Below are 25716 nucleotides of genomic sequence, written 5' to 3' on the forward strand. Positions count from 1 at the left end.
AAACTCTGCATTGTTGCTTACCGACTACAGGCTGAAGTATGTACTTACCGTTATGCCTACCTTCCCGGCCAGCAGAATACAAGAACTGCTTCCTCAAAACTGGAAAGCCTCCATCATTGAACCATAATTACCGATTTTAAAAAAATATCAGATCCAGGGATGCCTATAGCCGGGTGACGCCTGGTTGGCTAACGCCTGTAGTTCCCCGTGCGTTTACCAAGGAAATCAAGAATATTACTTGCTCTAGTTTAGAACAAATAATAATGTTGTTGTGGGTACAATCAGTCTATTAAACTACAATATTCCAACTCATGATAAAATGCTTCTAATTCATCGTCTAATAGATCATTTTCGGCAAGTATGTTAAGTAATATATTATTATTATCATCACTTAAGATAATAGTAGAAATTGTTGCAGAATATTCTTCCTCACGTTTTGCCTCAGCTAACAAATTTTTATAGCTATTCAGCAACCGTTTTATTTGTAATTCATTTGAAAAAACATCTATACATAACGGTTCAAGGTTTAGACGTATTTCTTCAATAATTTCGATAACCTTCATACCAATTTTAAACCGTTTACCAACAAAATGCTTCCTGTCATTTAATGCAGTATAATCAATGGTTCTTCTTCCTATAATGCTTTTATGATAGAATCTAAAATTTTTTATATACAGATGATCTTTGGGACTGTCAACTAGTGGATTGACTATGGGATATAATTTAGTGTTTAATTCTCCTTTTGTTGTATTTGATTTTTTGCATGACGGGAGGAGGTTGCCCCATCGTACAACGTCTTTAGGGAAATGTATTTTGGGATGAAAATGATCCACCTCCATATATTTGCTTTCTGAATTGAGGCGACATTCTGTGTAGCAACATTTATTGTGCGAAAATGCCAATACAGCGTCTCTAATGAACTTTCTATTCCAAACGTCTGAATTATCACGTATGTATTGATTGGTTAGTTCTAAAGTTAGTTCGTCTGTCAATTCGATAGGTCTTGCTGGCAAATTAAGCTTTATCATTATCCTTTAATTGTGATAGCTGGAGTTTAAGAATTTTTCTATCAGAACTATTAGGATGTAAAATTTCATCCAATTTAATATATGCGTATAAGGCCTTTTTATAGTCATTTTCATCTAGGGCTTGGTCAAACAATTTTATCAGTGAGGTATGGGTCTCAGAATACGTACCTTCATCTAAATCCATAACATCTTCTAATATCTCCTCGACTGACCATCCTTTAAATGTTGTCTTTTTTGATTTATGTATTTCAATAGAATTTTCTTTTCTTACAAGAACAAATAGATTAATTTTCTCAATAGATTGTATTATTAATGGGCTGTGTGTAGTCACAATAAATTGTGTCGACGGGAACATATCCGAAAGAAATTTAACTATATTTTTTTGCCAGCTAGGGTGTAAGTGTAAATCAATTTCATCAATAAGTACAATTGCTGGTTCAGCTAATGGGTTTGCCGAATGTGGGTATCTTTCAAACATTTTCTTACAAAAATCGATTAACCAAGAAATGGTAGTTTGATATCCATATCCTAATTCATGTAATTTAAACCAACCTTCATTTACCTTAAAAAGAATATGATTTTTAAGCGTATCAGTCGAATTAAATTTAAAATCCGATATTTCAGGAAATAATCCAGATCTTATTAAGGATTTAATTTTTTTCAGACTAATTGTAGCATTTTTTTGATCATTTTTGCTTGCATAGTCAAGTTGTAGTAGCCAATCTTCTATATTTATTAGGCTTTTTTCGGGATAAAAAATTGTTTGAGCATTTAGGTTTTCTTCATTTTCAGATAACCCTTTTTGCGAAGATCTTCTTGTTACGCCATAACCGTATATTTGCATATTACTGAGAATATCAAAATCTCCACCCGTCCACATTGAGCGAGGAACAAATCCCCAGTTAGGCTGATGAGCGTTTTTGCTTTTCCTTGGCTCTTCATAAAGAGTAAAGTCGCCTTTCAAATAAGATTTTGATGGGGCTTTCTTCTTATAAATTATGTCGCAGCCAACAAAGATTTTGTCTTCATCCTTATCAAATATTTCTAACCCCATTTTATGACGTCTAAACAAATTCAAGGGTACGCATTTCTTCTCATTATTGTCCCTTCTTTTCCTAGTCAGTTCTAAAGGGCTGGGCTCGAGGTCGGCAAGAGCTTTTAAAATACTTGTTTTGCCAGTATTGTTGTTTCCTAAAATCACGGTCCATTGAACTAAATTGTTTTCTTTGTCTAATAGACTAAAGTCATTCTTGCCCTTGAAGCAATTATAGTTCTCTAAGTATATTCTGCTAACGTAAGTAACAAAACTATCCATAAGTCATATTTAATTAAATGTCTATATCGGCTTCTCCGGCCAAAAATCCCGTGGCGAACATCCAAACAGCTTTGCCAGTTCGTTTAAATGTAGGGTCTTATATTTTGCCCTAAAGTTCGGGCTTTCTACCTGGCCAATATATGCGGCAGATATGTTCAGATGTGCAGCCAAGTCTTCCTGGGACAATCCTTTCTTTGTTCGGATCTCCTTTACCTTATTTACAATGTACCAGTCGACGTGATTTTTCTCAATCTTATTTGCCATGGATACATGCAAATAAGGAAAAATATATTCCTGCCACACTAATACATGTATTAGGAAATTTCCTTAACTTTAATATCTCTTACGAGCCCAGCCAAACGAACCAGACAATTCGCGAAACCCAAGTGGTAAATAAGGTGTTCAGGCCATATAATTATTATAGGGCAAGGCTTACTTTGTCCCTTGTGTTTCGGTTACCTGTTTGGGCCCATTTTTAATCCGGCTTCCCTGCCCTACCAGGCTAATTTACCTTCTGTAACCTAAAACTTTTACCTATGGTACAACCATTAAACGATTCTGCTTCCAAAGTCAACTTCACTGGCAAAACTGTCAACAATCATCCCGAATTGCGTAACACGCCACTCCGATTAAACGAACAGGAAAGAAATAACCCGAATCTGGTTCTGCTGGAGTTTTTCCTGTGCTATCATTTGAACGATGTGCGGGAAATTATATATGGGTGGATGGTAACCGTTGTATCCAGCCCTGCCAGCATTTCGGCAGACCCGCACGAACGGAATAATCATATCTTCTTTTATGAGAAAATAGAACAGTTGGTTGAAGCCTGCTGGTTGCTTCAAACTAAAGATCAATGAACTATAAAACTACGTGTCATGAGCCATGAATTTGAAAGGGTAATTTGTAATAAATCGCCCCTTAATATTGAACTGGTAAAAACTGATCCCTTACAGGCAATTGCCAACGTTTTTGAAAGCATCGATTTCGATTGTCTGCGCACAAACCTTTGCCGGTGGTTTCATGCAGCCATTGTTAATGGCAATCATGTTTATGAGGAGGATTCCCACCGAACAGGTCTCCAGGTCTTTTTTGCTGAACTGGAATTGTTGCTTGAAGCGTTTTATGTAATAAATAGAACCCCCGTTTTATATACACGTGATCCTTACACTGACAATGAGACCGTAAAAAACCGGCAGCTATACCTGGATAAGGTATACCTGCTTTCGAGCGATCAGGCGGAAAATCCACATACTGTAATCAATGCGTTTTTCAGCAGATTTTCGATTGTTTATATCAGGCGGGAATTGAGAGATTGGCTGCAGGCTGGAATCGACCAGGAAGGTTGTGAGCAAATAAAATTAAATCCCATAAAAGTGCTGCTGGCTTATAACGATGTCGAATGTATTTTAGAGGCAGCTTATCATTATAATAAGAGAATATTAAAACAGGCCAAAGAACAAGGTGTAGCAGTCACACTTCGAAGGAATAATACCTCTAAAAGACGCAGCTATGTAGATAAACATTCAGATGTGATAGGGTATCTTTACGATACTGAACAATTGGAGATCAATGACATGATCGAAGCAGTAAAACGTTTAGGATGCAAAGAGAATTAACTCATAATAACTCCGACTTCTCTCATTTCAAACACTCCCAGGTTAAAGGCATAATGCCATAGTTTTATTGGAATGCAATCCTAAAATATTATGTTTTTTAAGGAATGCAATCCTAAAATATTATACTCCTGGCTCCCGGCAAGCGTCGCATTTTAAGGTATTAATTTTAATGTAGAGAGTATTAGGTTACACAGTTTTAAAAATTCGACACAAACGCAAGATACTACCATCAGGCGACCACGAAGGCACATTGATAGTTCCCTGTCCGCCATAGAGGTAAGCAATAATGCGTGGTGACCCGGGGCTGGTTAAAGGCATTAATCGCAACAGCACCCGTTTATAAAACGGGTGAATGGAACCGGATAAATGCGTATCATTTCACCAGTTTCCAGTATTCCAGCAGTACATACCAATTCGTCATGGCTTCGGGATGGAAGGGGTAGGTTGTAACAATGATAAAAACTTTTTTTCGTGGCATGAGCAAGGTTATATATGTATTATCTCAAATTGAAAACCTGGCAACGTACTTATAGAGTCAGCCAAATGGCTTCTATGGCATTGACAATGGTTTGCTTCAAAGCAAGTTAAAGCAATTCGTTTATTTTCGCGTAAAATTTCTAATATAGTATTTTGTGTCGCAACGGTATTGGGCAAGTTATTTATGCGATAGTCAGCAAATAATTTATCGTAATCAGCCTGAGTATTTAATGCCTGCCTTTTATCTGAGATGATTCCAACCTCAGGAAAGTGTATATATTGTATTCCTAAGCTTTCACAATAGCGTTTAAGCTGGCTTTTGCTAAAGCCAAATTTCATGCTGAGTGGATTGTTTCGAACGTCAACCAGTACTTTAACATTATTTTTCAGCAACCGGTTTAGATAGTTCTCTAAACTTCCACCTTCGTACCCGATTGTAAATAAAACTGTGCTGTCATTAACTGCGCGTTTTTTTTGAACGTTCTCTAATTCTTCTTTGTTCAAAATGGATTCGGCTTTGATACTATTGATTGCCCAATAAGGAAAATTCCGATAAGTATGTTTCATCAACGCATTACTATCCATACCGCCATAAAGAGCTTTAATGCTGCTCAATTTTACTAAATCGTCAGCTTTCAATGTCTTCGTATAACCCGCGTTATCAATCTTTTGAAAACACTTACTCGTTTCCTCTAAAAATCCTTTTGCAACCATCGTTGTGAGGTCCGCATTTGCGGAGTAAGAGTAGCAACCCAATTTATAAGGGATGAAATCGTAATCTGCTTTTTCCTGCTTTTGGCAAAAAAGAAATAAAAGCTTTTGCAGGCGATTTTTTTCCAGTTCACCATCGAAAAGCTCTAACAAAGCCAATATGATCTTGCGTCTATAATATATGGGATAAAGGTAGCTTATAGTTGTGACATTGTCTTGTGGCTCACACCTGGGTATATTAATCGGTTACCCAGTCCTAAAAATTCGACACAAACGCAAGATACCTCCCATCAGGCGACCACGAAGGCACATTAATGGTTCCCTGTCCGCCATAGCCGTAAGCAATAACCCGTGGTGATCCGGGGCTGGTTAAAGGCATCAATCGCAACAGCACCCGTTTATAAAACGGATGATCAGCCGGATCTATCTCCGGTGGAAAAGAAATAAAAACCATCCATTTGCCATCGGGTGAAATATGCGGAAACCAGTTATGGTACCCATCAAATGTTATTTGTTCCTTACCAGATCCATCTGGCTTCATTCGCCAGATCTGCATGGTTCCGGTTACATTGGCATTGTAATAAATATACTTACCATCGGGCGCATATTCAGGTCCGTCTACATGCCCCGTTCTATTATTCGTCAATGGTATTTCAGCGCCGCCATTGATATTCATTTTGTAAATATTATATACCCCGCTATCGCGTTGGGCCACATATAATACTTCTTTATTGTTGGGCGCCCAGCCATGCCAGTAGGAAGGTGTTTTAGGGGTTAGTAATGTTGGCGTTCCACCGGCCAGTGGCATTACATATACAGTAGATCCGCCACCTGGCAAACCTCTTCGGTGATGACTAACGGCCAGCATTTTTCCATCGAACGAAATTCCATGATCATTGTTCAATTCAGTGAGATCGCCCACCACAAACTTTTCGGGCGTTCCGCCTTCAACCGGAATGGTATACAAGGATCCTTCTGCATTGAACAACAGCTTTTTTCCGCCCGGCATAAAATTAGGCGCCTCAAAACGCCCCGGTGATTCATGAATGATCTTTCGTTGACCGCTCCATACATCCATAACCTCTAACCGGCTGCCAATAAATCCTCCGCGATAAGCATTGTAATTATCCCGCACAGGTTTAACGATGCGCACATTCCAGGCACGCATTTCTTCCACTACATTCGAATCATGTGAGCATATAAAGATGCCGGCCAGTGCCGAATCGGGCAGCTCGGGCAATTCTTTCTCGCCAACTGTTTGCAACGGTTCGCCGGGATTAGCCACCCGCATAATGAATTTCTTCCCGCTGCGTTCGAGTTGAATGATCTGCGGCCCGCGCTTGCTAAAAAATAACTCATCCTGCGGATCCCTCATAAACGCTCCGCGCAATGGCCGCCATTGCAATACGGTTAACCCATCGCCATGAACTACCGCACTCATATGACTGGCCTGCGCATCTGTAGATTCACGCACCATCCAACCGATCTTGCGATGCCCATTTGTTCCGGCACCGGTAAATTGAAAATTGGCGGTAAGAATAAAATCACCCTTTACCACATTATAGGCGTACCGGAACTCATCGCGGTTGAACCAGATGTTATAACCGCCCCCTTGTAACGTGTAGGTTTGTGTGGCTGCATCATAATGAGTTGAACCCGCTCTTTGGGGATTACCTATAGCTGTTTGATACCTGAAAATACCCGTTGGGTTGTCCTGCGCCAAAACCGCTGTTTGAAAAAAGAGGAGTAAAAGAAATGATAATACCTTCATATGATTGCAGTTAAAGTTTAGATCCTTTTACATTGCAAGAAGGTTTCCGGTTAAGAAAGTAGTACCACCGGTTAAAAAAGTGTACTATAAATGTAAGCGTCTCTTTTTATAAAATTGTAACTTTTCATAAATAATCTTTATGAAAGGCTTGTATTTCGTTTACCTGTTGTTGCCGGTATGAACCGGCGCACAAAGAGCTCGTGAAGAACCCTTCTGGTAAACCGGCTCATCAATATCTGGGCAACCTGGTGCGGTCCCTGTGTTACGGAATTTCCCGAATTCATTTCCATTAACAGGATGTATGGGTGTAGGATCCACACAGAAAAATTTTCAACCCATTTAAAGGAAGATTAACACAATTGCATAAGTTAAATTCACTGATTTTAAACAAGTTAGACAATAATACAAATCCCAGATCCCAATAAACAGACCGCTTTGGAGGTTTTTCTCCCGACAAGATTTCGTCGAATCACGGCGGTTTTCATTTGTTTAATTTTTATAGGCTGCAGCCGGAAACACCTCAGGCAATAAAATATTTCAGTACATGCAATTTGAAATTTTGTTATATTAGGAATTTATCATTCTGATTGAAAGTATAATAGATCACTTCCCTAAATCACTAATTTCATGATTAAACTTATAGAAGTTACAATTAATAAATACAAAAGTTTTCAGTCGTATCAAACCATTAAGATTGAGGATGACATAACAGTACTCGTAGGCATGAATGAAGCCGGCAAAACAGTATTACTGGAAGCGATGGCAAAACTTCAATACTTTAATCCCAAAGATATTAAGTTTAAGTTCGAACTAACACAAGACTATCCACGTAAAGAGTTAATACAATTCCAGAAAAGCAAAGATGATGCGGATATTATTCGAGCTAAATATTCCATAGGGCAAGAACACATTGATAATATCAATCAAGAATTGGGCGTTAACTGCTTTACACAAAATACTTTTGAAATTTACAGAAGATGGAAAAATAAACAACCGTATGTAAATGCTTTTACGCATAATTTTAAACCGTTCTTAGACCATTTAGTAGAAAAATATAAACATGAGATTGGTGAAGATGCATTACAATCCATTCAATCAACAAAAAATTTTGTTGAACTGACTGCAGTTCAACTGCCAGAAGGTGAGGGCCCTGAATTGACGAAATTTCTTACAGCCATAAAGAATGCATCCAAATGGACAGACCAGCTTAGTGGTTATATTTATAATACATACATCGAGCCACAGGTACCTAAGTTCTGGTACTTTGATGATTATTACCAGCTTGATGGTCGTATAAATTTTAATGATTACAAGGCTGGTAAATATGGCCCTGAGCGAGCAAAAATGGTTGAAGCATTGCTGGACATTGCCGGGATTAACATTGACGACCTATTGGGGGCCAACGATTTTGAAAATTTCACCGCTCAGTTAGAGGCAGCGTCCAACGAAATATCGGAACAAATGTTTAAATATTGGAAGGGGAATGAAAATTTAGAAATTGAATTAAAGATTGATAAAATTATTATAGAAACAAAAAAGGAGAATAAAGTATATCATCCGAATTATCCTGGTCAAGAAAATCATGCTCATAAAGAAACTTATATTGAAACTAAATCGGAAATTATTCTCGATATACGGATAAAGAATACAACTCACAAGATCACATTACCACTGGAAAGGCGCAGTAAGGGGTTTAACTGGTTTTTTTCATTTGTGGTTTGGTTCAATAAAGTAAAAAACGATCCAGATAATAATTACATTTTACTTTTTGATGAGCCAGGTCTAAATCTTCATGCGTTGGCTCAGAATAATTTACTGGTTTTTCTGGATGATCTAAGCCAAGAATACCAGGTAATATATAGCACACATTCACCTTTTATGATTGATAGCGGCCATCTGAACAGGGTACGTACCGTACTGGAGACTTCTGGTGGATCGGTTGCTTCTGAAACTATCCAAGAAAAAGATCCCAACACTTTGTTTCCTTTGCAGGCCGCACTTGGATATGATATAGCGCAGAATCTTTTTATTTCGAAAAATAATTTGCTGGTCGAGGGACCAGCGGATTTGTTGTATCTAACGTATTTTTCCACCTTACTTCAGTCAATGGGTAGAACTGGACTCAAGGAAGGCATAACGATTGTTCCGGTAGGTGGACTGGATAAAGTCGCTTCTTTTATCTCACTAATGCGAGGTAATAAATTGCATTTGGTTTGTCTGTTAGACACATTCACGGATTCAAAAGGAAAGTCAAGGCTGGATGATCTGATCAAAAGCAAGATCATCAAATCCCAGCATATTCTATTTTTCCATGAATTTGTTTCCGGTAGTACACAATCAGATATAGAAGACCTTTTTGAGAAGGAAGATTACCTGAAAATTTTCAATGAAGCATTAAATGGTAAATTTAAAAAACTCAACATGCTTGATCTGAATCCTTCGATTGGGCCAATTGTTATTCAAATTAACCAAGCTTTGTCCATTGATCGTTATAACCATTATAGCCCTGCTATTAAGCTCACTCAGATGGGGGTGACTGATAGCTATTTCAATTCACAAACACTGGCAAATTTTCAAAATCTGTTTGAAGAAATAAATAACCTTTTTTGACACCATTCCGCCGCTGCATGTAGTAATCACATGCAATTAAGCGCAGGGTAAAGGATAATCGAATCAGGAAGTGTGTTGCCGGAGATAACTTCGGCAACTGTGTTAAAAAATAATTCTTCAAGTGGCAATTATATTAACATGATAAATTTTATTTTCAGACTATTCTTAACTTTCAATGCCACTTCCCTGATTTTAGTGGTTTTTTTGGTTAAAGAGAAAAAGGTAATCAATAATATTTCACCCTATTTGTCAAATTTTCCACATTGGGTATCATATATTCTTTACTTTATCTTACCTGTTTTACTAACACTTCTAAGCCTCATAGTTTCGAAATTTTTGGCAGACGACAATATTGAAGCCGAGGAAGGCAAGTCTGTCATTAAAGAAGTAGAACAGGCAAATAATGCTTATTTACCGAGCTATTTAGGATATTTCTTTGTAGCGTTGAGTGTTCCCCAATATGAAACATTGATTTTTGTTTTTGCAATTTTATTCTTATTCACTTTTCTTTCTCAGACATTATATTTTAATCCCTTATTCCTGGTGTTTGGATATCATTTCTATTATTTGACAACAGAAACAAACATCAAAATATTTCTGATTACCAAAAAGAATTTGAAGGACCCAAGCAAACTAAATTTTCCAAAACTGAAAAGGGTAAACGATTTCACATTCATTGACAAAGAAAACAATTGACATGGACCATCTCTTAGCAAAAACAAAAGGTAGGAATGGAGATTTCTTCAAAGTAATTTCTAACAGGCTGATATTTGATATTCCCAATCTTGAAAATACAGTTAAGTATGACTCGGATTATAAGTTGGAAGATGATGAATGGTTTGCCATTACGGAATTTTCCGATAAAGAATACTGCATAGATATTTTAATAAGACGGTTCATTTCTACCGATTACAACCAAATGCCGAGAGACCATTTCGAAACCATTGATTACTTAGTCTCTTATCAAACGGGAAATTTTTGTTTTCAAAAACTTTCAGCAAGCCAAGTAATTAGAAAAAAATACTTCTCCATTTCTGATCAACCCGCCTTAGTCGAGAATGCTCCAATCATTGTATTAAATCAAACTCCAGACGCAATTTATGTTCGTAATGAAGACACGCTTTACTTTAAAAAATTAACGTCTATAACGACAATTTTTAAGGGCATCTATGAGCTTTACAAAGAGGCGACACAGGAAGAAACAGAACAGTTTTTGGAAAATAAGTTCATCAGTCTGATTGATGGCTTTTCAGCAGAAAAAGTAAAAAAAGCAAATAGAAAAAGAATTGCTATGGCAATGGAAACTTTGCAGTCCTTTAACCGAAGAGAGAAAAATCAAATCTTTAGTTATGTACGGGAATATTGCGATGGCCTAGAGTTTGATGAAAATGCTGAGAATTTCGCCATTTCAAATGAAGATGACTTGAAAAAGCTACTATACGGTATTGAACAACGTTATTACACGACGAGAATAGGCAATGAAAAAAGATTAGCTAATTCGGTAATAAAAATGTGAAATATTACGGACGAATGCCAAAACGCCTTATTAAGCACCTATGATTCTTTGAATGATTACGAAAACATAAAAAGGAAGCGGCTTTACCTGGATAAAGTTTATTCACTTTCAAGCGTTCAGATGGAAGATCCACATACTGTAATTAATGCGTTTTTCAGCAGGTTTTCGATAGTTTATATCAGGTGCGAATTGAGAGATTGGCTGCAGCCTGAAATAGACCTTGAAGGTTGTGATCAAATAAAATTAAATCCCATAACACTGTATCCTCTTAAATAAAGGCTGCTTGCAGCTGGATGGAATACCCAAAAAATCGTACCTTTTAAGAAACATCCTATATGAAAGGGATTTTCTTTATCCTGCTGTTGGCCGTAACTGCTTCCTATTCACAAAGCACCCCCAACAACCACAAAACCCTCTCCATAGGCTCCAAAGCGCCCGACTTCAAACTGCCGGGCGTTGATGGCAAAACCTATACCCTGGCTTCCTTTAAAAATGCCGCCGTGCTGGTTATCATCTTCACCTGTAACCACTGCCCTACCGCCCAGGCGTATGAAGACCGCATTATTCAACTCGCTAAATACTATAGCGCCAAAAACGTCGCCGTGGTGGCCATTAACCCCAATGATCCCAAATCGGTGCGGCTCGATGAACTGGGCTATACCGATATGAGTGATTCCTATGCCGAAATGAAACGCCGCGCCAAACAAAAACATTTCAACTTTCCTTATTTATACGATGGTGCTACGCAAGTTACCGCACGCGCGTATGGCCCTGTAGCCACCCCACATGTATTCATCTTCGATAAAGCCCGCATACTGCGTTACCAGGGCCGTATTGATAATGTTGAAAAACCCACCAAAACACCCACCGAATTAAACACCCGCGATGCCATTGAAGCCCTGCTACAAAACAAACCGGTGCCGGTTGAAACTACCAAGGTCTTTGGCTGCTCGGTTAAATGGGCCGAAAAAACCTCGCTGGTAAAACAGGGATTTGAGGAATGGGCGAAAGAACCGGTAACCGTAAATACCATCGATGAACCGGCGCTTAAAGAATTGGTGAAAAACCCGAGTGACAAACTGCGGCTCATCAACATTTGGGCTACCTGGTGCGGTCCCTGCGTTACAGAATTCCCCGAATTCATTTCCATTAACCGCATGTACCGCCGGCGCGATTTTGAATTTATCAGCGTAAGCGCCGACGACCCCACGAAAAAAGGCAAGGTGCTGAAATTCCTGCAGCAACAACAGGCGAGCAACACCAACTACCTGTTTGCCATAGATGATAAATACAAACTCATTGAAGCCATTGATGCCAACTGGCAGGGCGCCCTGCCCTATACCCTGCTGGTTGAACCGGGCGGCAAAATTGTGTACAGCAAACAGGGACCAATAAACCCGGATGAGATCAAACGATTGATTGTAGATAATCGATTAATAGGCAGGTTCTATTAGTAATAAGATTCTTTTGTGATTATAGGTTTAATAAGTAAGAAGTTTCCCTCTTTAGGTGCAATATTGTCCATCCATTTTTGTGGTTATCTGCAAAGTTTAGAAAGTTACAGCGCACACCGACTGCGCAGTACAATATTTATTAAATGTTTTATTTTTCATATGACCTATCGAGTAGAAAACCAATTAAAAAAGATATCGAAAATGGGTTAAGTTCGTTGTTATAAAAATATTAAAAAATTGTATAACTACGCAGATACCTTGCGCAGTATACGCTCAAATTTGCTTTCAATAACCCATACAACAAAACTATAACTGCATAACATTGAATTTGTGTTATGTCGGAGAAAAGCTAAAAAATATGGACCTCAATACATTTTTTAATATTCGTCGCCGGGTGGGTACTCTTTTCTTACAATATGTACTAAACTGCGATCGACAGATTACAGACGAATCCTCTTTAGAAGAGCTGGATTTTAGTAACCAGCAAATAGGGATTTTAAGTGAATTAAGGGGGCTTATTAAAAAAAGTGAAAGAACCTCGGCTTCAAGCCCCTTGTACGATGTTAGTACACTTTTTATCATCAACGGCTTGACAAAAGAAAGCAGATTCAATGAGTTAAGAAAAATGTGCGGAGGCGAAATATTAACAATTCATTCTACTGATGCCATCGAAAATTTCATTTTCGAATACGCGATAAAAATTTATCCAGTGCTATTGTTTATGCCAAACGAAGAGTACCATTTTCATCAATGGGTTCATACAAATCAGGTCATGCAAGAATCAATATCCTTTATTAAATTACTCAAAAAAGATCCTACGCTTTCAAAGTTGGTCGTAAGTGATGAGTCGTACAGCCGATTTATATATTTATTAGATAACGGAGCGCTGGTGTCTTCTACAGAACCTACAATAATAGTTGATTTTATTTACCGATGTTTTATCAATTGTTGCTATAGGATGGATTTCGCACCAGCACGCCTTATCCAGGAGATACGTTCGAATCTTGAAATACTGAAAAAAATTGCGCTTGGTGAGGAATTTGAATATTCATGTTTCCGCGGTTTATATGGTATGGGAATTAGAAAAATGGAATCATTCGAATGTTATCATAATGTAGTTATAAGGCCGATCTCTTCATTAGAAAACCCATTATTTTGTATCAGAAAAACAGCCAGTATTCTTGGGAATGATGGAGGCGTAATAGGCGCTATTCTTGAATTAAAACAAAAAACCAAGGGAATTTCAACTCCAAAAGGAAACATATCATCAACATTTACCAGCCCTGCATTAACTGAGATTATTTCCCTTTTAAAGTTTTCTATAGTGTTCTCAACTGGTATTGTGTCCGCTCCTTTCAATGAAACGTTTTATGATATTAGCTTGCCCTTACATTCTAGTTTGCTTAATTCCCGTGAAATGACACAGGGGACAACTACCATCATTGATTCAGAAAACTGCACAGAAATCATTTCATGGCTTGAACTCTTAAAGAAAAATGATTTAGGGCATTTAAAAGTGCCTTTAAAGCGATTACAGTATGCTATATTTGAACGGCTAGATCCGGAAGATTCATTATTAGATGCGTTTATTGCCTGGGAAGGAATTTTTAGTAGTAAATTCGAGACTACTTTTCAGGTAACGGGAGCAATTGCCAAGTTTTTAGAAGAAAATCCAGCAAAAAGACAAGCGTTTTTTAAAAGGTTACAGCATTTATATTCTCTCAGAAGCTTCATAGCACATGGAGAACCAAGAGAACATAAAGAAACAAAAGGCGAAAACATACATGATATACGAAATGAGGTCATAGCGATTGCTGTAAATTGTCTAAAAAAATTACTGCAAACACCTGAGTTATTAAAACTTAGGCCCAAGGAAAGGGTAAAAACCTTGCTTGTTTTTTCTTAATAAGTAGAAAGCATAAAAAAGCGGTCTAATTATTATATTAGAGAGTTTGGCTTGTTAAGAGTTTCCTACTCATTCGCCGAATACGGCAATAATGGTCACCCTATTATTCGTATGTTAACAGCGGAAATCCGGGGTCTATATCCGGATTATGAAAGTACCGGATGGTTGAACGGATAAAATTCTCCACAGTAACCAGGTAAGGCCAGGCGTTTTTTTCCGCAAATACCTCGATTGCCAGTCCGACATTGGGTGTATGATGCAGATTGAATTCTCTTTCCTCAATTGGTTCGCCCGGCATTTTAATCGTGGAAATTTTATAGGTGAGCCCTTTCAAAATCAGAGCTGGATCATAATGAGCGAAGCCATTCCTGAAAATATCTCTGTACTTATCTAATATTTTCCAGGTCTCTTTTGAAAGGAGTCCCTTGGACTTGCAGGCAGCCAGGGTTTGGGATAGATCTTTACTAAGGTAAACTGACAAATCGGGCGGCGGTGTTCCGTCTAGTTGAAAGTCGATTCGCATAAATGGTGGACCAAAATCGACCTGGATCAACAGCTCTTTGCAATAGCGTTCCAACAAATGGCTGGTCAGGGTGACACAAGCGGTGGTGGCACCGATTACATAACAGTTGCAGGCCTCCCTCCGAGGAATATCGATCTCAGGAACCATGAAAATTTCAGAGATGATTGGCCGCACCTGCTTCAACCGAGCTGCTGCCAAGGCAAATTTGTCCGTGAGTATCGCCGAGAGCAGTTTCTCTGGCGTAATTTCTGCTTCATTCATACTTGAAATTTACAAATACTTCCTGGCTTTGGAGAATCTGTCCCCGAACAAGTAAATATTGAGATTACAACCGGAATTTATTTTTCTTCGTATCTTATTTCCTCTAATCTGCTAAACTTTCAGCTACTTTTACCGCTCTTATTTCTTAATTCCTACGGCTTACTTCCCGCTATTTTTCCACCTTACACTTTTTCCTAACCTGTAAAACCGTTCACGGCACCCCCATTACAATATAACGGTTATTTACAACTGTTTTTAATCCCCAATGTGCCTTTTGCTATTGTCCAACTAATTGGAGAGATTTAATTTCGTTTGCATCTGTTACCTTTTTAAATACTCCGTTCCTATGAAATATATTCATGGCCTGTTACTGCTTGTAGCCGTTATTGCCTGCCGTACAACATCGGCACAATGCACCGGCGGTTGCCCTTCAGGCGCTATAGCAATGCCTGCCGGTAGCGCCACCCTTACAGCCGGTTCTACCTATTGTATTTCAACCTCCACCAACTTAAGCGGCAACGCCTATACCGTGAGCGGTACCCTCGTCATTCAGACCGGTACGGTTACCCTGGGCAATGTGACGCTCAATAAAACCGGGCTGATCCTGGTAAAGTTTGGCGCCAAACTGGTGATCACCGGCATATTGACCGGTGAAAATACAGTACCTGTTAGTACCATTGATAACCTCATCATTTGCAATGGCGGTTTCCTTGATATCACGGGTTCCTTTTCGCAGGGACAAACCAATATCGCGGTCAATGATTTTGGCGTTATGAAGGTTACCGGCGCCTGGACGGCCGGCTCCACCGCCTCCTATGTTAAAATAGGCAATGGGTCGCTGATCGAGTTGTGCTCTTCTTTTAACATGATTAAAGACGGGTTCTTTACCGAAACAGGCACGGCCGATAGTTACCTGGTGGTACATGCGCCTATGATCCAGAGCGCCACCAATGGCTGGTTAAGTAACCTCAAAAGCGCTTCGCATCTTAAATGGACCGCCGATGCCGGGGCCGCCTTTGTTAGTCACCCGGCTGCCTATACCTGTAGTGCCTGCGGCAATTATAACCTGGCCCCTACCGGAACAACTTCCAGTTGCGGCTCTGCTGCCAATGCGGCCATTTCAACGGTATTATCTGTACCCGATAAACAACCGGTAAAACACCCAACAGACGTTATTACGCGCGCTATCGCTTACCCCAACCCGGCTGCCAGCTATATTTACCTGCAATTACCTAAAGGCAGCTCGTATACCACGCTGTCGATCTTTAATGAGGCCGGGCAACTGGTGCATCGCACGCCGGTGAAAGCGGGTACCACGCCAACAAAGTATAACCTGCCGGCACAGTTAAAACCGGGATTGTATTTCATCCAGCTGGTAGGAAAAGAAGGATCGTTAATACTAAAATTGGCGAAGGAATAAACTAACAAACTCAATAACTTCTTCCAGTACGTTGTCTTTGCGTCTGCCCCGGGAACATGCCTTTTCCGAAGTTCTTGAAATTATACATAAAGCTAACGAGGAAGAACCGCGGGCAGCCCATTCATGTATGCATTACATAATTGTGTCGGTCGGAACAATAGATTCGGATTATTCAGTAAATAATGGATATACATGATGAAGCCTGAACCGAAAAAATTATATGTCATTTTTTAATAAAGGTTAAATCAGTATGCAAATAATCCAGAATTGAAATTGTTGTTTAAATACAGATAGATACTGAACTTAATTGAACCCTTTTTATTTTACCACATGCGTAAATTCCCTGACACAATTGGTAGCATATCCAGCTAACGGTATCCAGGTGGGCTATACAATATTATTTTCAACTTTTGTATCTTTAATCAGCTTTTGGTCCGGCAGTGTACATTTTCCCAATACCAGCCGAACATATAGCCCTAACGTCATAGGTAACCATAATAAGCAGTATTCATGATAGAAACAAATAATATACCTGGATTTACTGACAAGTTTGAAAACATGACAATCCAAGTAACAGAAATAATTGTAGAGCAATTTGTTGCGTTATTGAATAGTGATCTTCCAAAAGATACCGCCTACTCAAATATCTGGCAGGACATCAATTCGTCATTTTTAGGCGATGAATTAGATTTAAGAGGTAAAATACATTTGTTCTTAAAAAACCAAAGAGACAATGACATGGCAAGTTTGCTTTTTACTATTTCCTTTCGTGTAAAAGCAGAGCATGAGAAAGACACAGTAAACGTTTTTACCAAAACTGTTCAATATTTTTTTGGATGGATAAAAGAATACGTGAAAGAGCATAATATTTTGGGAAAAGACGGCAATACATTTATTGTTCCTGAATTTCCCTATTCAAAGTCTCATTTTGAAACAATATTTTAGGTGAGGTAACCTCTTACAACGGCTCGGTTAACTATTTTTACCTAAATCTAATTTATATCATAATGGATTTTTGTCCCATCACAGGTGTTCCAATAACTTTGTTTAACCTTACAGAAGGAGGAATACGGTACGTATACAAAACAGAAGTTCTTGGTTTAGTGGAATGGACAGACGTTGCTTACATGGAAGCCCCTTCCGTATTATCCTTAGAAGATACATATATTTTAGCGGGAGTATGTAGAAATAACCGGTTGAATGATGTACAACCCACTCGAATAAATTCTGCTTTTTTACGTACGTTAAAAAACCTTGATATACCTTACGATTTTGAATCCCGGGCCAAACTACTACTTCAACATCTCTATAATTCAGGAGGAAAAGAATATAAAAGTCTTTCGATTAGAACTGCAGGCGATGCATCGCTTACTTACTCATCGCCAGAAGAGTTTGAAAGGATAATGGCTTATATAAAGGATGAAGGTTGGATAAGATGGGAAAAAAGAAATCCTACAAAAATCACGATTATTTATCAAGCTGTTCGTATAACTAAGGAGGGAATAGCCATTTTGAATAATACAAGCAAACAGGCCAGTTCCGCCAGCATTGATATAGAAAATCGTAACCTGCTTATTGATAATCTGGAAACCAGGTTACGTAATACTATTGTAGAAACTCTTACGAAAGAGACTGGTAAAAATAATTGGGAAGATCTAATTACTGGAGATGCAAGGTCGGCACTTAAAGCTAGAATAAGACAGCATACTAACAATCATCCTGGCACTAATTCCCAAGACTTTGCTATGCTGAATAAGGCAATTCAGTTTTTTGATGTCGATCACCTTAAAAAAGTAATAATCAATGCTCACTGGGCGCACTTTGAATCCATATTTCAAGATAAAATGAGTGTGGAGCGATTCTTTGATGATTTCGCTAATCTACGTCATACAATAAAGCATAATAGGGAATTGACGGCGTTAGTATCTGCGTCAGGTAACGCAGCCATCATTTGGATAACTATGGCATTAGATAATTATGCTAAAAATAGTAATTGAAAGGGAAAATATATTTACCTGCAATTACCTAAAGGCAGTACATATACCACGCTGTCGATTGTGAACCAGGCCGGGCAACTGGTGCATCGCACGGCGGTGAAAGCCGGTACCACGCCAACAAAGTATAACCTACCGGCACAATTAGCACCGGGATTGTATTTCATTCAGCTGCTAGGAAAAGAAGGAGCGGTAACATTAAAACTGGAGAAGGAATAACACCGGTTACAGGTTGCAGGTTTCAGGTTACAGGGACCATACATGGGGCTTTCCTTGAAACCTGTAACCTGAAACTTGTAACAGGCCCAAAATCTCAATATCCCGAAATCCAGAAATCTCTAAATAAAATTAATACTGTCTCCCGGTACCCGACCTCCCCTCCCGCCCCGGAAACATGCCCTTGCCGAAGTTTTTGAAATTATACATAAAGCTAACGAGGAAGAACCGTTGCAGCACCCGGGTGTAGGTATCTTCAATATAGTTGTCGCCAACGCTGCGGTTGATGCTTTTATTCTGGTTCAACAGGTCGACCCCGCTGATGCGCAACTCGCCATTCTGCTTTTTAAACAGCAGGCAACTGATATATGCATTCCATAAAGGTATGGGCTGGTTAAAACCCTGGGCCCGGCCTGTATTGATATAATAATCAAAATCGTTGTTGATCATTATCCGTTTGACGAGGGTATAAGTTACATCCACCGAATAGTGATGATCGAAGTATTTATAGTTCAGGCTTTCCTGCACACTGTATTTGGCATCGTTGTAATTGAAGCTGGCATTCGCCTGCAGATCGAGCTTATCCTGAATAAAATAGTTGAACGAAATGCGTTGCCCCGCGCTGCGGGTATAGTTGAAATTGATGGCATCATACAGCTTGCTTACATCGCGGTTATAACGCAACGAAGATGTAAGGTTCAAATTTACCGGACTGCGGCGGCCGGTTGTCACTTTCTTCAACGGTATGCCAATAGTTCCTGAAAAGGTAAAGTTCTCTGCCCCATTCAGGTTCTCGGGCCTGGTTAACTGCACGCCTTCACTGAGCTTACTGATGCTGTTCACGATCTTGTTGCTCACAAAATTGGCGCCGGCATTCACATTGAAGAATAAGAAATTACTCAGGTTAAAACTGTTGTACGAAACATTTATGTTATGGGTAAATTCCTGTTTCAGATCAGGATTACCGGTACGAATATTCAATGGGTTACTTACATCGTACACATCCTGCAACTGGCTGATGCTGGGGGCACGGGTGCTGCCGCGATAATTAAAGCGCAGGTTCTTGCGGGGTTTTGGATTAAAGTTAAAAGAGGCGTTCGGGAAAATGTTGGTATAGGTTTGCCGCATGGTGCTGTCCTTCCCGGTAGAAGTGCGGTTGGTCAGGTTTTGCAGCGAAGCAAAATTCACGGCGCCGCCAAACTGGTAATCGTACTTCAGTTTCTTTACCCTGAAATTGGTACCCAGCCTGTTGGCGGTGAACAGGTTCTCAAAATAATTCGTAAGCGGTTTATTGATACTGTCATAGTCCTGCGTAACCGGGTTAAAATCGAACGTATGCCGGTCGCTGTTGCTGCGGTTAATGGTATAGGCATAGTTCATTTCCCACACCATAAACGAATCGATCATTTCGGTGACCGACGAACTAATGGTATTATTAAACGAACGGGTGCGTTGGTCGTTGCGCTGCTGGCGGTTATCGATGCGGCTGGGGTTCGTACTATCGGCGCTATAAAAAGAATAAGGCGAGGTGTTTAATCCATTGCCATCACTGCTGTTTGTGCCGGTTGTCCAACCAAGGGTGAAGGTACGGCCGGGTTTGCGGAACCGGTGGCGGTACAGGAAGTCATTGTTAAAAGTTGATCCATCGCGTGTATTGGTACGATGGCTTTCGCCTTCTATCGCTTTGTAATTTACTTTGGGGTTTGTGGCCTGTGTAACCAGCTGGTCGTCGCTCGATGATTTGCCTTGTTGGTAATTAAATGTGGGCGTTACCAGCAACGAGTTCATGCTGTCGATCAAATATTCCAACCTGAAACCAAACCGGTGATTGGTATTGGTATTACTGCTGTTTGAGGTGGAGTTGGTATAAGCCGCCGAGTCGTTGGCGAAAAAGTTTTGCCGGTAGCTGGTACTGTAGTTACTGGTAGTTGTTTGCGATACAAAATAACTGCCGGTGAAATCGATCTTTCGCCCCCATTCATCGTGGTAATTAATACCGGTGCTCCACGATTTGGTATTGCCATTGTTGCCGGCAGGCGCACTGCCACCGCTTCGGCCACCGCGGCCACCACCGCCGCGGCCGCCGCCTACACCACCCATACCACCCATTGAACTGATGAGGTCATTGCTGGTAAAACCCATGCGGTTAATATTATTGGCGCCACCCAGTATGGAGATCTGCCGTTGATTACTGAATGTATTGAACGAGGCGCTGCCTTCGTACCGGTCGCTGGTGCCAATGGAGGCATTGCTGCGCCCGAACATCCCTTTCTTGCGGTCTTTTTTCAGCTTGATATTGATCGTTTTCTTTCGGCTGCCATCATCGATCTTCGTGAACTTGGCCTGCTCGCTCATATCATCAAATACCTGCACCGCTTCTACCATATCTGAAGGCAGGTTCTTGGTGGCCAGCTTGGGATCGTTCAGAAAAAATGCTTTTCCATCAACATAGACCTTGGTGATCTCTTCGCCCTGTGCAGTAATATTGCCATCCTTATCTACTTCAACCCCCGGTAATTTCTTCAACAGTTCTTCAACTGTTGCATTGGGTTTTGTTTTGAACGAACTGGCCCTGAACTCAATAGTATCTTTCTTAATCGTGATCGGCGGCGCCTGCACCACTACGGTATTCATCATGGACGTATCGAGCGACAAAAAAACCGTATCGAGGTCCATCACAAATTGTGATTGCGTAATGTTCAACTCCTTTCTGTAAGCGCCGTAACCGGTATATGTTATACCAAGAATAAAATTGCCTTTACCCAGGTTCTTTATTTCGAACAAACCTGTTTTATCAACAACGGCAAAGCCTACGGCAGCAGAATCAATGGGGTTAATGATAGTAACGGTTGCATCGGGTAATGGCAGGCGGTTCATGGCATCAACCACCTTACCGCTTATTTTATTTTGAGCAGCAGCGGTGCTGGTTATACAAAGGAGCAGAACAATCAATGTAGCATTACGCATGCAATCTTTTTCTTTAGGGTTAACGCTCAATTTCTGATTTTGAGATTTATAGATTTTTAGATTTGCCTTAATTTGAGCTTTTCGACAAATCTCTAAATCCCGAAATCGCGAAATCTCAAAATCTCTTGCTGTGGGTTCAAGACGCTGGAAATTTAGAAAAAGTGGCACCTCATTAAAAAAATCTCAGCAACTTACCGTGTGAGGGTAACACTCATGAGCCCTATTACCACATCATTGGCGAAAGTATACAACCTTACCGACTCCAGTTCTTTATTTGGGTCAAGTGGCATATCGAGTATGGTAGCGGCGCCGCCATCGATGGCCATATTGGTAAAGCCTTTAATAGAAGTATAATCGATTGCAGTGGAATACACTTTTCCTGTTTTAAGCTGTACCCGCAACGGACGGGGTGCACCGGTGGTAAAGCCAACACCATCAATGAAATAGTCCTGCTCAATGGGCCACCAGTTCTGCGGGTTCACCAGGTTTAATGTGTCAATGGTACCATCTTTATAATGCACCTGCAGCGCGCCGTTCACCAGCCGGGTTTGCATGGGATTGGTAGAACCGGCCAGTAAATAATACACATGTTTGGCATGTCCATACAATGGTACAACAACAGAATCGGGGTAATTATCCCATTGTGACGTGAAAGCAATATTTTTTGCCAGCGAATCGGCCGGCGTGGCAAATGCTATCTTTTGTGGTAACACAAATGAATTTTGGACAGCCGCCTTACGTAAACCTGCATCATCAATAACCGGTTGCACCAACGGATAACACCAGTTGCCAATACCCTGCACCGGCAATTGTAAGGTAGTGGTTTGCGGCCGGGGCGACAAATACGACTGATTGAAAATATCCGGAAGCTTCGCATTAAAGTATTTCGACAGATCAATTTTTTCATACTGGCCCGCACCGGCGTTTATGGCCCAGTTCTGCAGCACCGTATCAATAGCCTGCCCCTGCCCCCATTCAACGCGGATGCGGTTACTGCCGGGCGCCAGGTAAATAGCCGGAATGCTGATGTCACCACTACTTGCGTTTGCAGGTAATTGTACGTCTTGCTGCCATATAGCTTCACCGGTATTCACTATTACTTTACCGGCTGTTGCTGCGCCCCTGTTCTTTATAATGAAACGTATAGCAGGCTCGCTGGCATCATTGGTTGCCATTATTTCAACCGGTTGTTTTACTTCAAAATACAACGGGAACCACCACACCATTTCGCCCTGCCGTAACTGAATAAACGCTGTTTTATTACCCGTACCGCCCTGTATGGTTGCCTGCACCTGGTTGCTGGTAAGCATAATGTTCTGCAGCACCTGCTGCGGATCGTAAATAGATTGAATAAACCCCGCAGGCGTTGCTGCTGTTATTTGTGCGCCTGTTGACAATACGCTGTCGTAATGCATGGGTTGAACCGGCGCACCCGCCCATTTAATAACGATGGTATATTGTTTGGCCTTACCGGTTGCGATCTCGATCACCGGTTCACCCACCGATTCAGTAATGCCATGCCAGGGCACAGGTTGCCCGTTCACCAGCACCGATTCAATCATATCTTTAAAGGCCCGCAATTGTAACCGCAGGTTCATGGCATGCGGATAAGCCGGCTTTAGCACATATTGATCGGCGGCAGGGGTTCGTTTAAAATCGATGCTGATATCCGGTGTTTGCAGCGCCGCCATATTCCAGGCAGCAGGCCAGCCGGGTTTTATTGTAAGCGTATCTTTCAACGCATCGGGCACAATACCAAACAATCCTTCTGTTAATGAGCGGGCGGCCATGCCAATGGGATCGGCAAAATCGCGGTACAGTTCACCGCGCATGGCATCGTAAAACGACAACTGCTCAAAACCACCCGGACTGGCCGACAGGTACATGCTTTCGACCAACGCGCTTTTCCATAACCGGTAGGCGGTTTCATTGCGGTTGCCCTGCCAGTAAGCCAGGGCCGTATGCAGGTTCTCGGCCAGCACCACGTTGTTCAATGACCAGGTATACGGCTGCCAGTTGGTAGTGCTGAGCAAATACAAACTGGTATCGCGCAATCCTTTTGCCTGAACCGGAATATGTGGAATAGATCTGTCGACATACCGCAATGCCTGGAACGATTTAAACCCATCGGGCAGCTTTTCATCGATGGCATGATACACCGTCCATAAACCTGCTGCGGGATGTAATAATTTTTCACCCAATGCATCTTTGTATTCGGCATACCAACCCAGCTCGGGGATCCACAGCTGGTTGTTCACCGCTTCAAATATTTTGTTCGCTTCGTTTTGATAAGGCGTGGGATCTTCCCCAACAATGGCAGCCAGTTGTGCGGCAACGGCATTGGCGCGGTAATTATAGGCCGAAGAATGGGTAACCCCGCCGCCACTGTATTGCAGGGCATCGCTGGCCCAAATGCAACAATACGCATCGTACAGGCCATCGTTATCGGCATCGAAATTCCTTTTCTCCCAGGCCAGGTGCCGTTGTATGGTGGGCCATTGTTGTTTTATATAGGCCGAATCGCCGGTATAATAAAAATGCGTCAACAACTGATCAATGAACACGAGGTTCATATCGTAATGGTGTGGCCGCAGATCGCCATTGGGGTTGCGGCAGATATACCCGCTGCTGAACATCGCCGTTCCCATTTTTTCCAGCTGCCGCGCCAGGTGCAGCGCCGTATCAAATACCACGGGCCCGGTTGCGGGTGTGGTAACCTGTGACAGCGCGTAGCTGCTGAAATGTGATTTGGCCCTGTCGTGCCAGCCCAGGGCATCGGCCACATAAGCGCCCCGCCAGGCGGGTAAGCGCATGCGCCAGGCCACGGCGCCATGTAAATACGTGGGCGATTCCCAAATGCCATCGGCAGCCACACTTAATGCGCCGCCCAGGGTATTGATGTAGCTATCGGGTGTTACCACCTTTATTCTACCCGCCAGCTTTTTACGCGCGGCCTCCGCATCATTGAATAGTTGCGGCAGCTTTGCGTAACTGGTTTGTATGGTATCAGCCGGTTGAATTAAAAAATACTGCACGCCATTTACCACCGGCATTTTACCGGCAATAGCGGGTGTGGCCGATGCATCGCTTTGATACAATGCAAGCAGATCATTCTGCTGGGCGGCATCGGTTATCTTTATCACTGATGCAGGTGGCATTACTGCGGCCAGCCGTTTTATATTGTTATTTGTTCCATACAGCAACTGGAAGCTGTTTTTGCTGACGGTGTACACATTGTCTTTACAATAATCGGGTTGCAGGTAGAACGATGATTCGGGATCGGCGCCGATATCGCCATCGCGGGAGAATTTTTTGCCGGTAGCGCCACCAAATACCCAGCATAATGCCGGTTTTGTCGTAACATTTACGAACTGTGTTTTGATGACCATACCTTCGGTATCGGCCAGCGCCAGTACGGTTATTTGCAGGGAACCGTTCCCCAACAGCGGATCCTTTACTTCATACAGCATGGAACCGGGCCGGTAGGTTGCTTTAACCGACTTCGCTTCTGTTACCCATTTACTGTTATTGCCCGAGATCAAGCCGAATCTAAAATTACCGCCCATGCCCGGCAGGTATAAGGCAAATTCAGGCAGGTCGCCGGCCTCTATCCTGAAGCCGGTATTGGTGCCATACAAGGCGCGGTTGAAACGCATTTTACCATTTACCGTAACAAAGTCGGTTCCCTGGGGGAGATAATGAACTTCGCGTTGTTTTAGCGCCCCGTGCGCACGCGGGATTGGGTCATTGACAACCGGCGCCTGCTTTTTGGCAAGCGCTAATTGCCCATTGACTATGGCAGGAATAATGAATGTAAGAAAAGCTACAAAGTATAAAGACTTATTAAACATTGACTGTGTACTGGTGCATCAGTATGTTTATATAGACAATCTTTGTTATTTATGTGCTGCGTAAGTGGGAATGGTGAATA

Annotated in this window: 19 protein-coding genes; 11 read left to right on the forward strand and 8 right to left on the reverse strand. The window is 41.2% G+C overall.

The features are described 5' to 3' along the window. Positions 1-281: 281 nt before the first annotated feature. Genes A3860_RS17960 through A3860_RS17970 form a run of 3 tightly spaced genes read right to left on the reverse strand, consistent with a single transcriptional unit; the run spans position 282 to position 2607 of the window. On the reverse strand, positions 282-1028 hold the full coding sequence (locus tag A3860_RS17960; protein WP_081148125.1) for an HNH endonuclease family protein: 747 nt from the start codon (positions 1026-1028) through the stop codon (positions 282-284). Next, the gene (locus tag A3860_RS17965) at positions 1015-2343 is read right to left on the reverse strand and encodes an AAA family ATPase (protein WP_081148126.1); all 1329 of its coding nucleotides are present in this window, start codon (positions 2341-2343) and stop codon (positions 1015-1017) included. The genes A3860_RS17960 and A3860_RS17965 overlap by 14 nt, the downstream gene beginning before the upstream one ends. A 21-nt stretch (positions 2344-2364) precedes the next feature. Continuing rightward, positions 2365-2607, reverse strand: a complete 243-nt coding sequence (locus tag A3860_RS17970; RefSeq protein WP_081148127.1) for a helix-turn-helix domain-containing protein — start codon at positions 2605-2607, stop codon at positions 2365-2367. 272 nt (positions 2608-2879) lie between these two features. Here A3860_RS17970 and A3860_RS17975 point away from each other — a divergent pair, with 272 nt between their 5' ends. Together A3860_RS17975 and A3860_RS17980 are read left to right on the forward strand one after the other, a co-directional pair. Continuing rightward, on the forward strand, positions 2880-3200 hold the full coding sequence (locus A3860_RS17975; RefSeq protein WP_081148128.1) for a hypothetical protein: 321 nt from the start codon (positions 2880-2882) through the stop codon (positions 3198-3200). Positions 3201-3218: 18 nt separating this feature from the next. Continuing rightward, positions 3219-3959, forward strand: a complete 741-nt coding sequence (locus A3860_RS17980; RefSeq protein WP_081148129.1) for a hypothetical protein — start codon at positions 3219-3221, stop codon at positions 3957-3959. 486 nt (positions 3960-4445) lie between these two features. Here A3860_RS17980 and A3860_RS17985 read toward each other — a convergent pair whose 3' ends face one another. Both A3860_RS17985 and A3860_RS17990 read right to left on the reverse strand, forming a co-directional pair. Next, complete coding sequence (locus tag A3860_RS17985) at positions 4446-5300, reverse strand: DUF488 domain-containing protein (RefSeq protein ID WP_245843567.1); 855 nt, start codon at positions 5298-5300, stop codon at positions 4446-4448. 103 nt (positions 5301-5403) lie between these two features. Next, positions 5404-6918, reverse strand: coding sequence for a TolB family protein (locus A3860_RS17990; protein WP_081148131.1), 1515 nt, complete (start codon positions 6916-6918; stop codon positions 5404-5406). Between the two features lie 627 nt (positions 6919-7545). On the opposite strand from A3860_RS17990, the gene A3860_RS17995 reads away from it, so the two are divergent. The 5 genes from A3860_RS17995 (at position 7546) to A3860_RS18020 (ending at position 14404) form a co-directional block, all read left to right on the forward strand. Further along, the gene (locus A3860_RS17995; protein ID WP_081148132.1) at positions 7546-9528 is read left to right on the forward strand and encodes an AAA family ATPase; all 1983 of its coding nucleotides are present in this window, start codon (positions 7546-7548) and stop codon (positions 9526-9528) included. Positions 9529-9666: 138 nt separating this feature from the next. Further along, a complete protein-coding gene (locus tag A3860_RS18000; RefSeq protein WP_081148133.1) occupies positions 9667-10224 on the forward strand; it encodes a hypothetical protein in 558 nt (185 codons plus the stop codon). A 1-nt stretch (position 10225) separates the two neighbouring features. Further along, positions 10226-11044 carry a hypothetical protein gene (locus A3860_RS18005; RefSeq protein ID WP_081148134.1) on the forward strand — a complete coding sequence of 273 codons (819 nt, stop codon included), beginning with the start codon at positions 10226-10228 and terminating at the stop codon, positions 11042-11044. A gap of 335 nt (positions 11045-11379) precedes the next feature. Next, positions 11380-12498, forward strand: a complete 1119-nt coding sequence (locus A3860_RS18015) for a redoxin family protein (RefSeq protein WP_081148136.1) — start codon at positions 11380-11382, stop codon at positions 12496-12498. A gap of 358 nt (positions 12499-12856) precedes the next feature. Further along, on the forward strand, positions 12857-14404 hold the full coding sequence (locus tag A3860_RS18020; RefSeq protein ID WP_081148137.1) for a HEPN domain-containing protein: 1548 nt from the start codon (positions 12857-12859) through the stop codon (positions 14402-14404). A 103-nt stretch (positions 14405-14507) separates the two neighbouring features. Here the strand turns inward: A3860_RS18020 and A3860_RS18025 are convergent, their stop codons facing one another. Beyond that, the gene (locus A3860_RS18025) at positions 14508-15188 is read right to left on the reverse strand and encodes a hypothetical protein (RefSeq protein WP_081148138.1); all 681 of its coding nucleotides are present in this window, start codon (positions 15186-15188) and stop codon (positions 14508-14510) included. Between the two features lie 346 nt (positions 15189-15534). Here A3860_RS18025 and A3860_RS18030 point away from each other — a divergent pair, with 346 nt between their 5' ends. The 4 genes from A3860_RS18030 to A3860_RS18050 all read left to right on the forward strand — a co-directional run bounded on the left by A3860_RS18030 (position 15535) and on the right by A3860_RS18050 (position 18821). Next, positions 15535-16608 carry a T9SS type A sorting domain-containing protein gene (locus A3860_RS18030; protein WP_081148139.1) on the forward strand — a complete coding sequence of 358 codons (1074 nt, stop codon included), beginning with the start codon at positions 15535-15537 and terminating at the stop codon, positions 16606-16608. Positions 16609-17118: 510 nt separating this feature from the next. After that, entirely contained in the window at positions 17119-17553 is a 435-nt protein-coding gene (locus A3860_RS18040; protein WP_081148141.1) for a hypothetical protein, read from the forward strand. A gap of 62 nt (positions 17554-17615) precedes the next feature. Continuing rightward, positions 17616-18605 carry a hypothetical protein gene (locus tag A3860_RS18045; protein WP_081148142.1) on the forward strand — a complete coding sequence of 330 codons (990 nt, stop codon included), beginning with the start codon at positions 17616-17618 and terminating at the stop codon, positions 18603-18605. 18 nt (positions 18606-18623) lie between these two features. Continuing rightward, on the forward strand, positions 18624-18821 hold the full coding sequence (locus tag A3860_RS18050) for a T9SS type A sorting domain-containing protein (protein WP_262497315.1): 198 nt from the start codon (positions 18624-18626) through the stop codon (positions 18819-18821). 129 nt (positions 18822-18950) lie between these two features. On the opposite strand, the gene A3860_RS18055 is transcribed toward A3860_RS18050, so the two are convergent. Both A3860_RS18055 and A3860_RS18060 read right to left on the reverse strand, forming a co-directional pair. Next, entirely contained in the window at positions 18951-21815 is a 2865-nt protein-coding gene (locus A3860_RS18055; protein ID WP_081148144.1) for a TonB-dependent receptor domain-containing protein, read from the reverse strand. Between the two features lie 161 nt (positions 21816-21976). Then, entirely contained in the window at positions 21977-25636 is a 3660-nt protein-coding gene (locus A3860_RS18060) for a DUF4450 domain-containing protein (protein ID WP_081148145.1), read from the reverse strand. Between the last annotated feature and the right edge of the window lie 80 nt (positions 25637-25716).

The organism is Niastella vici (assembly GCF_002077945.1).
GTDB lineage: Bacteria > Bacteroidota > Bacteroidia > Chitinophagales > Chitinophagaceae > Niastella > Niastella vici.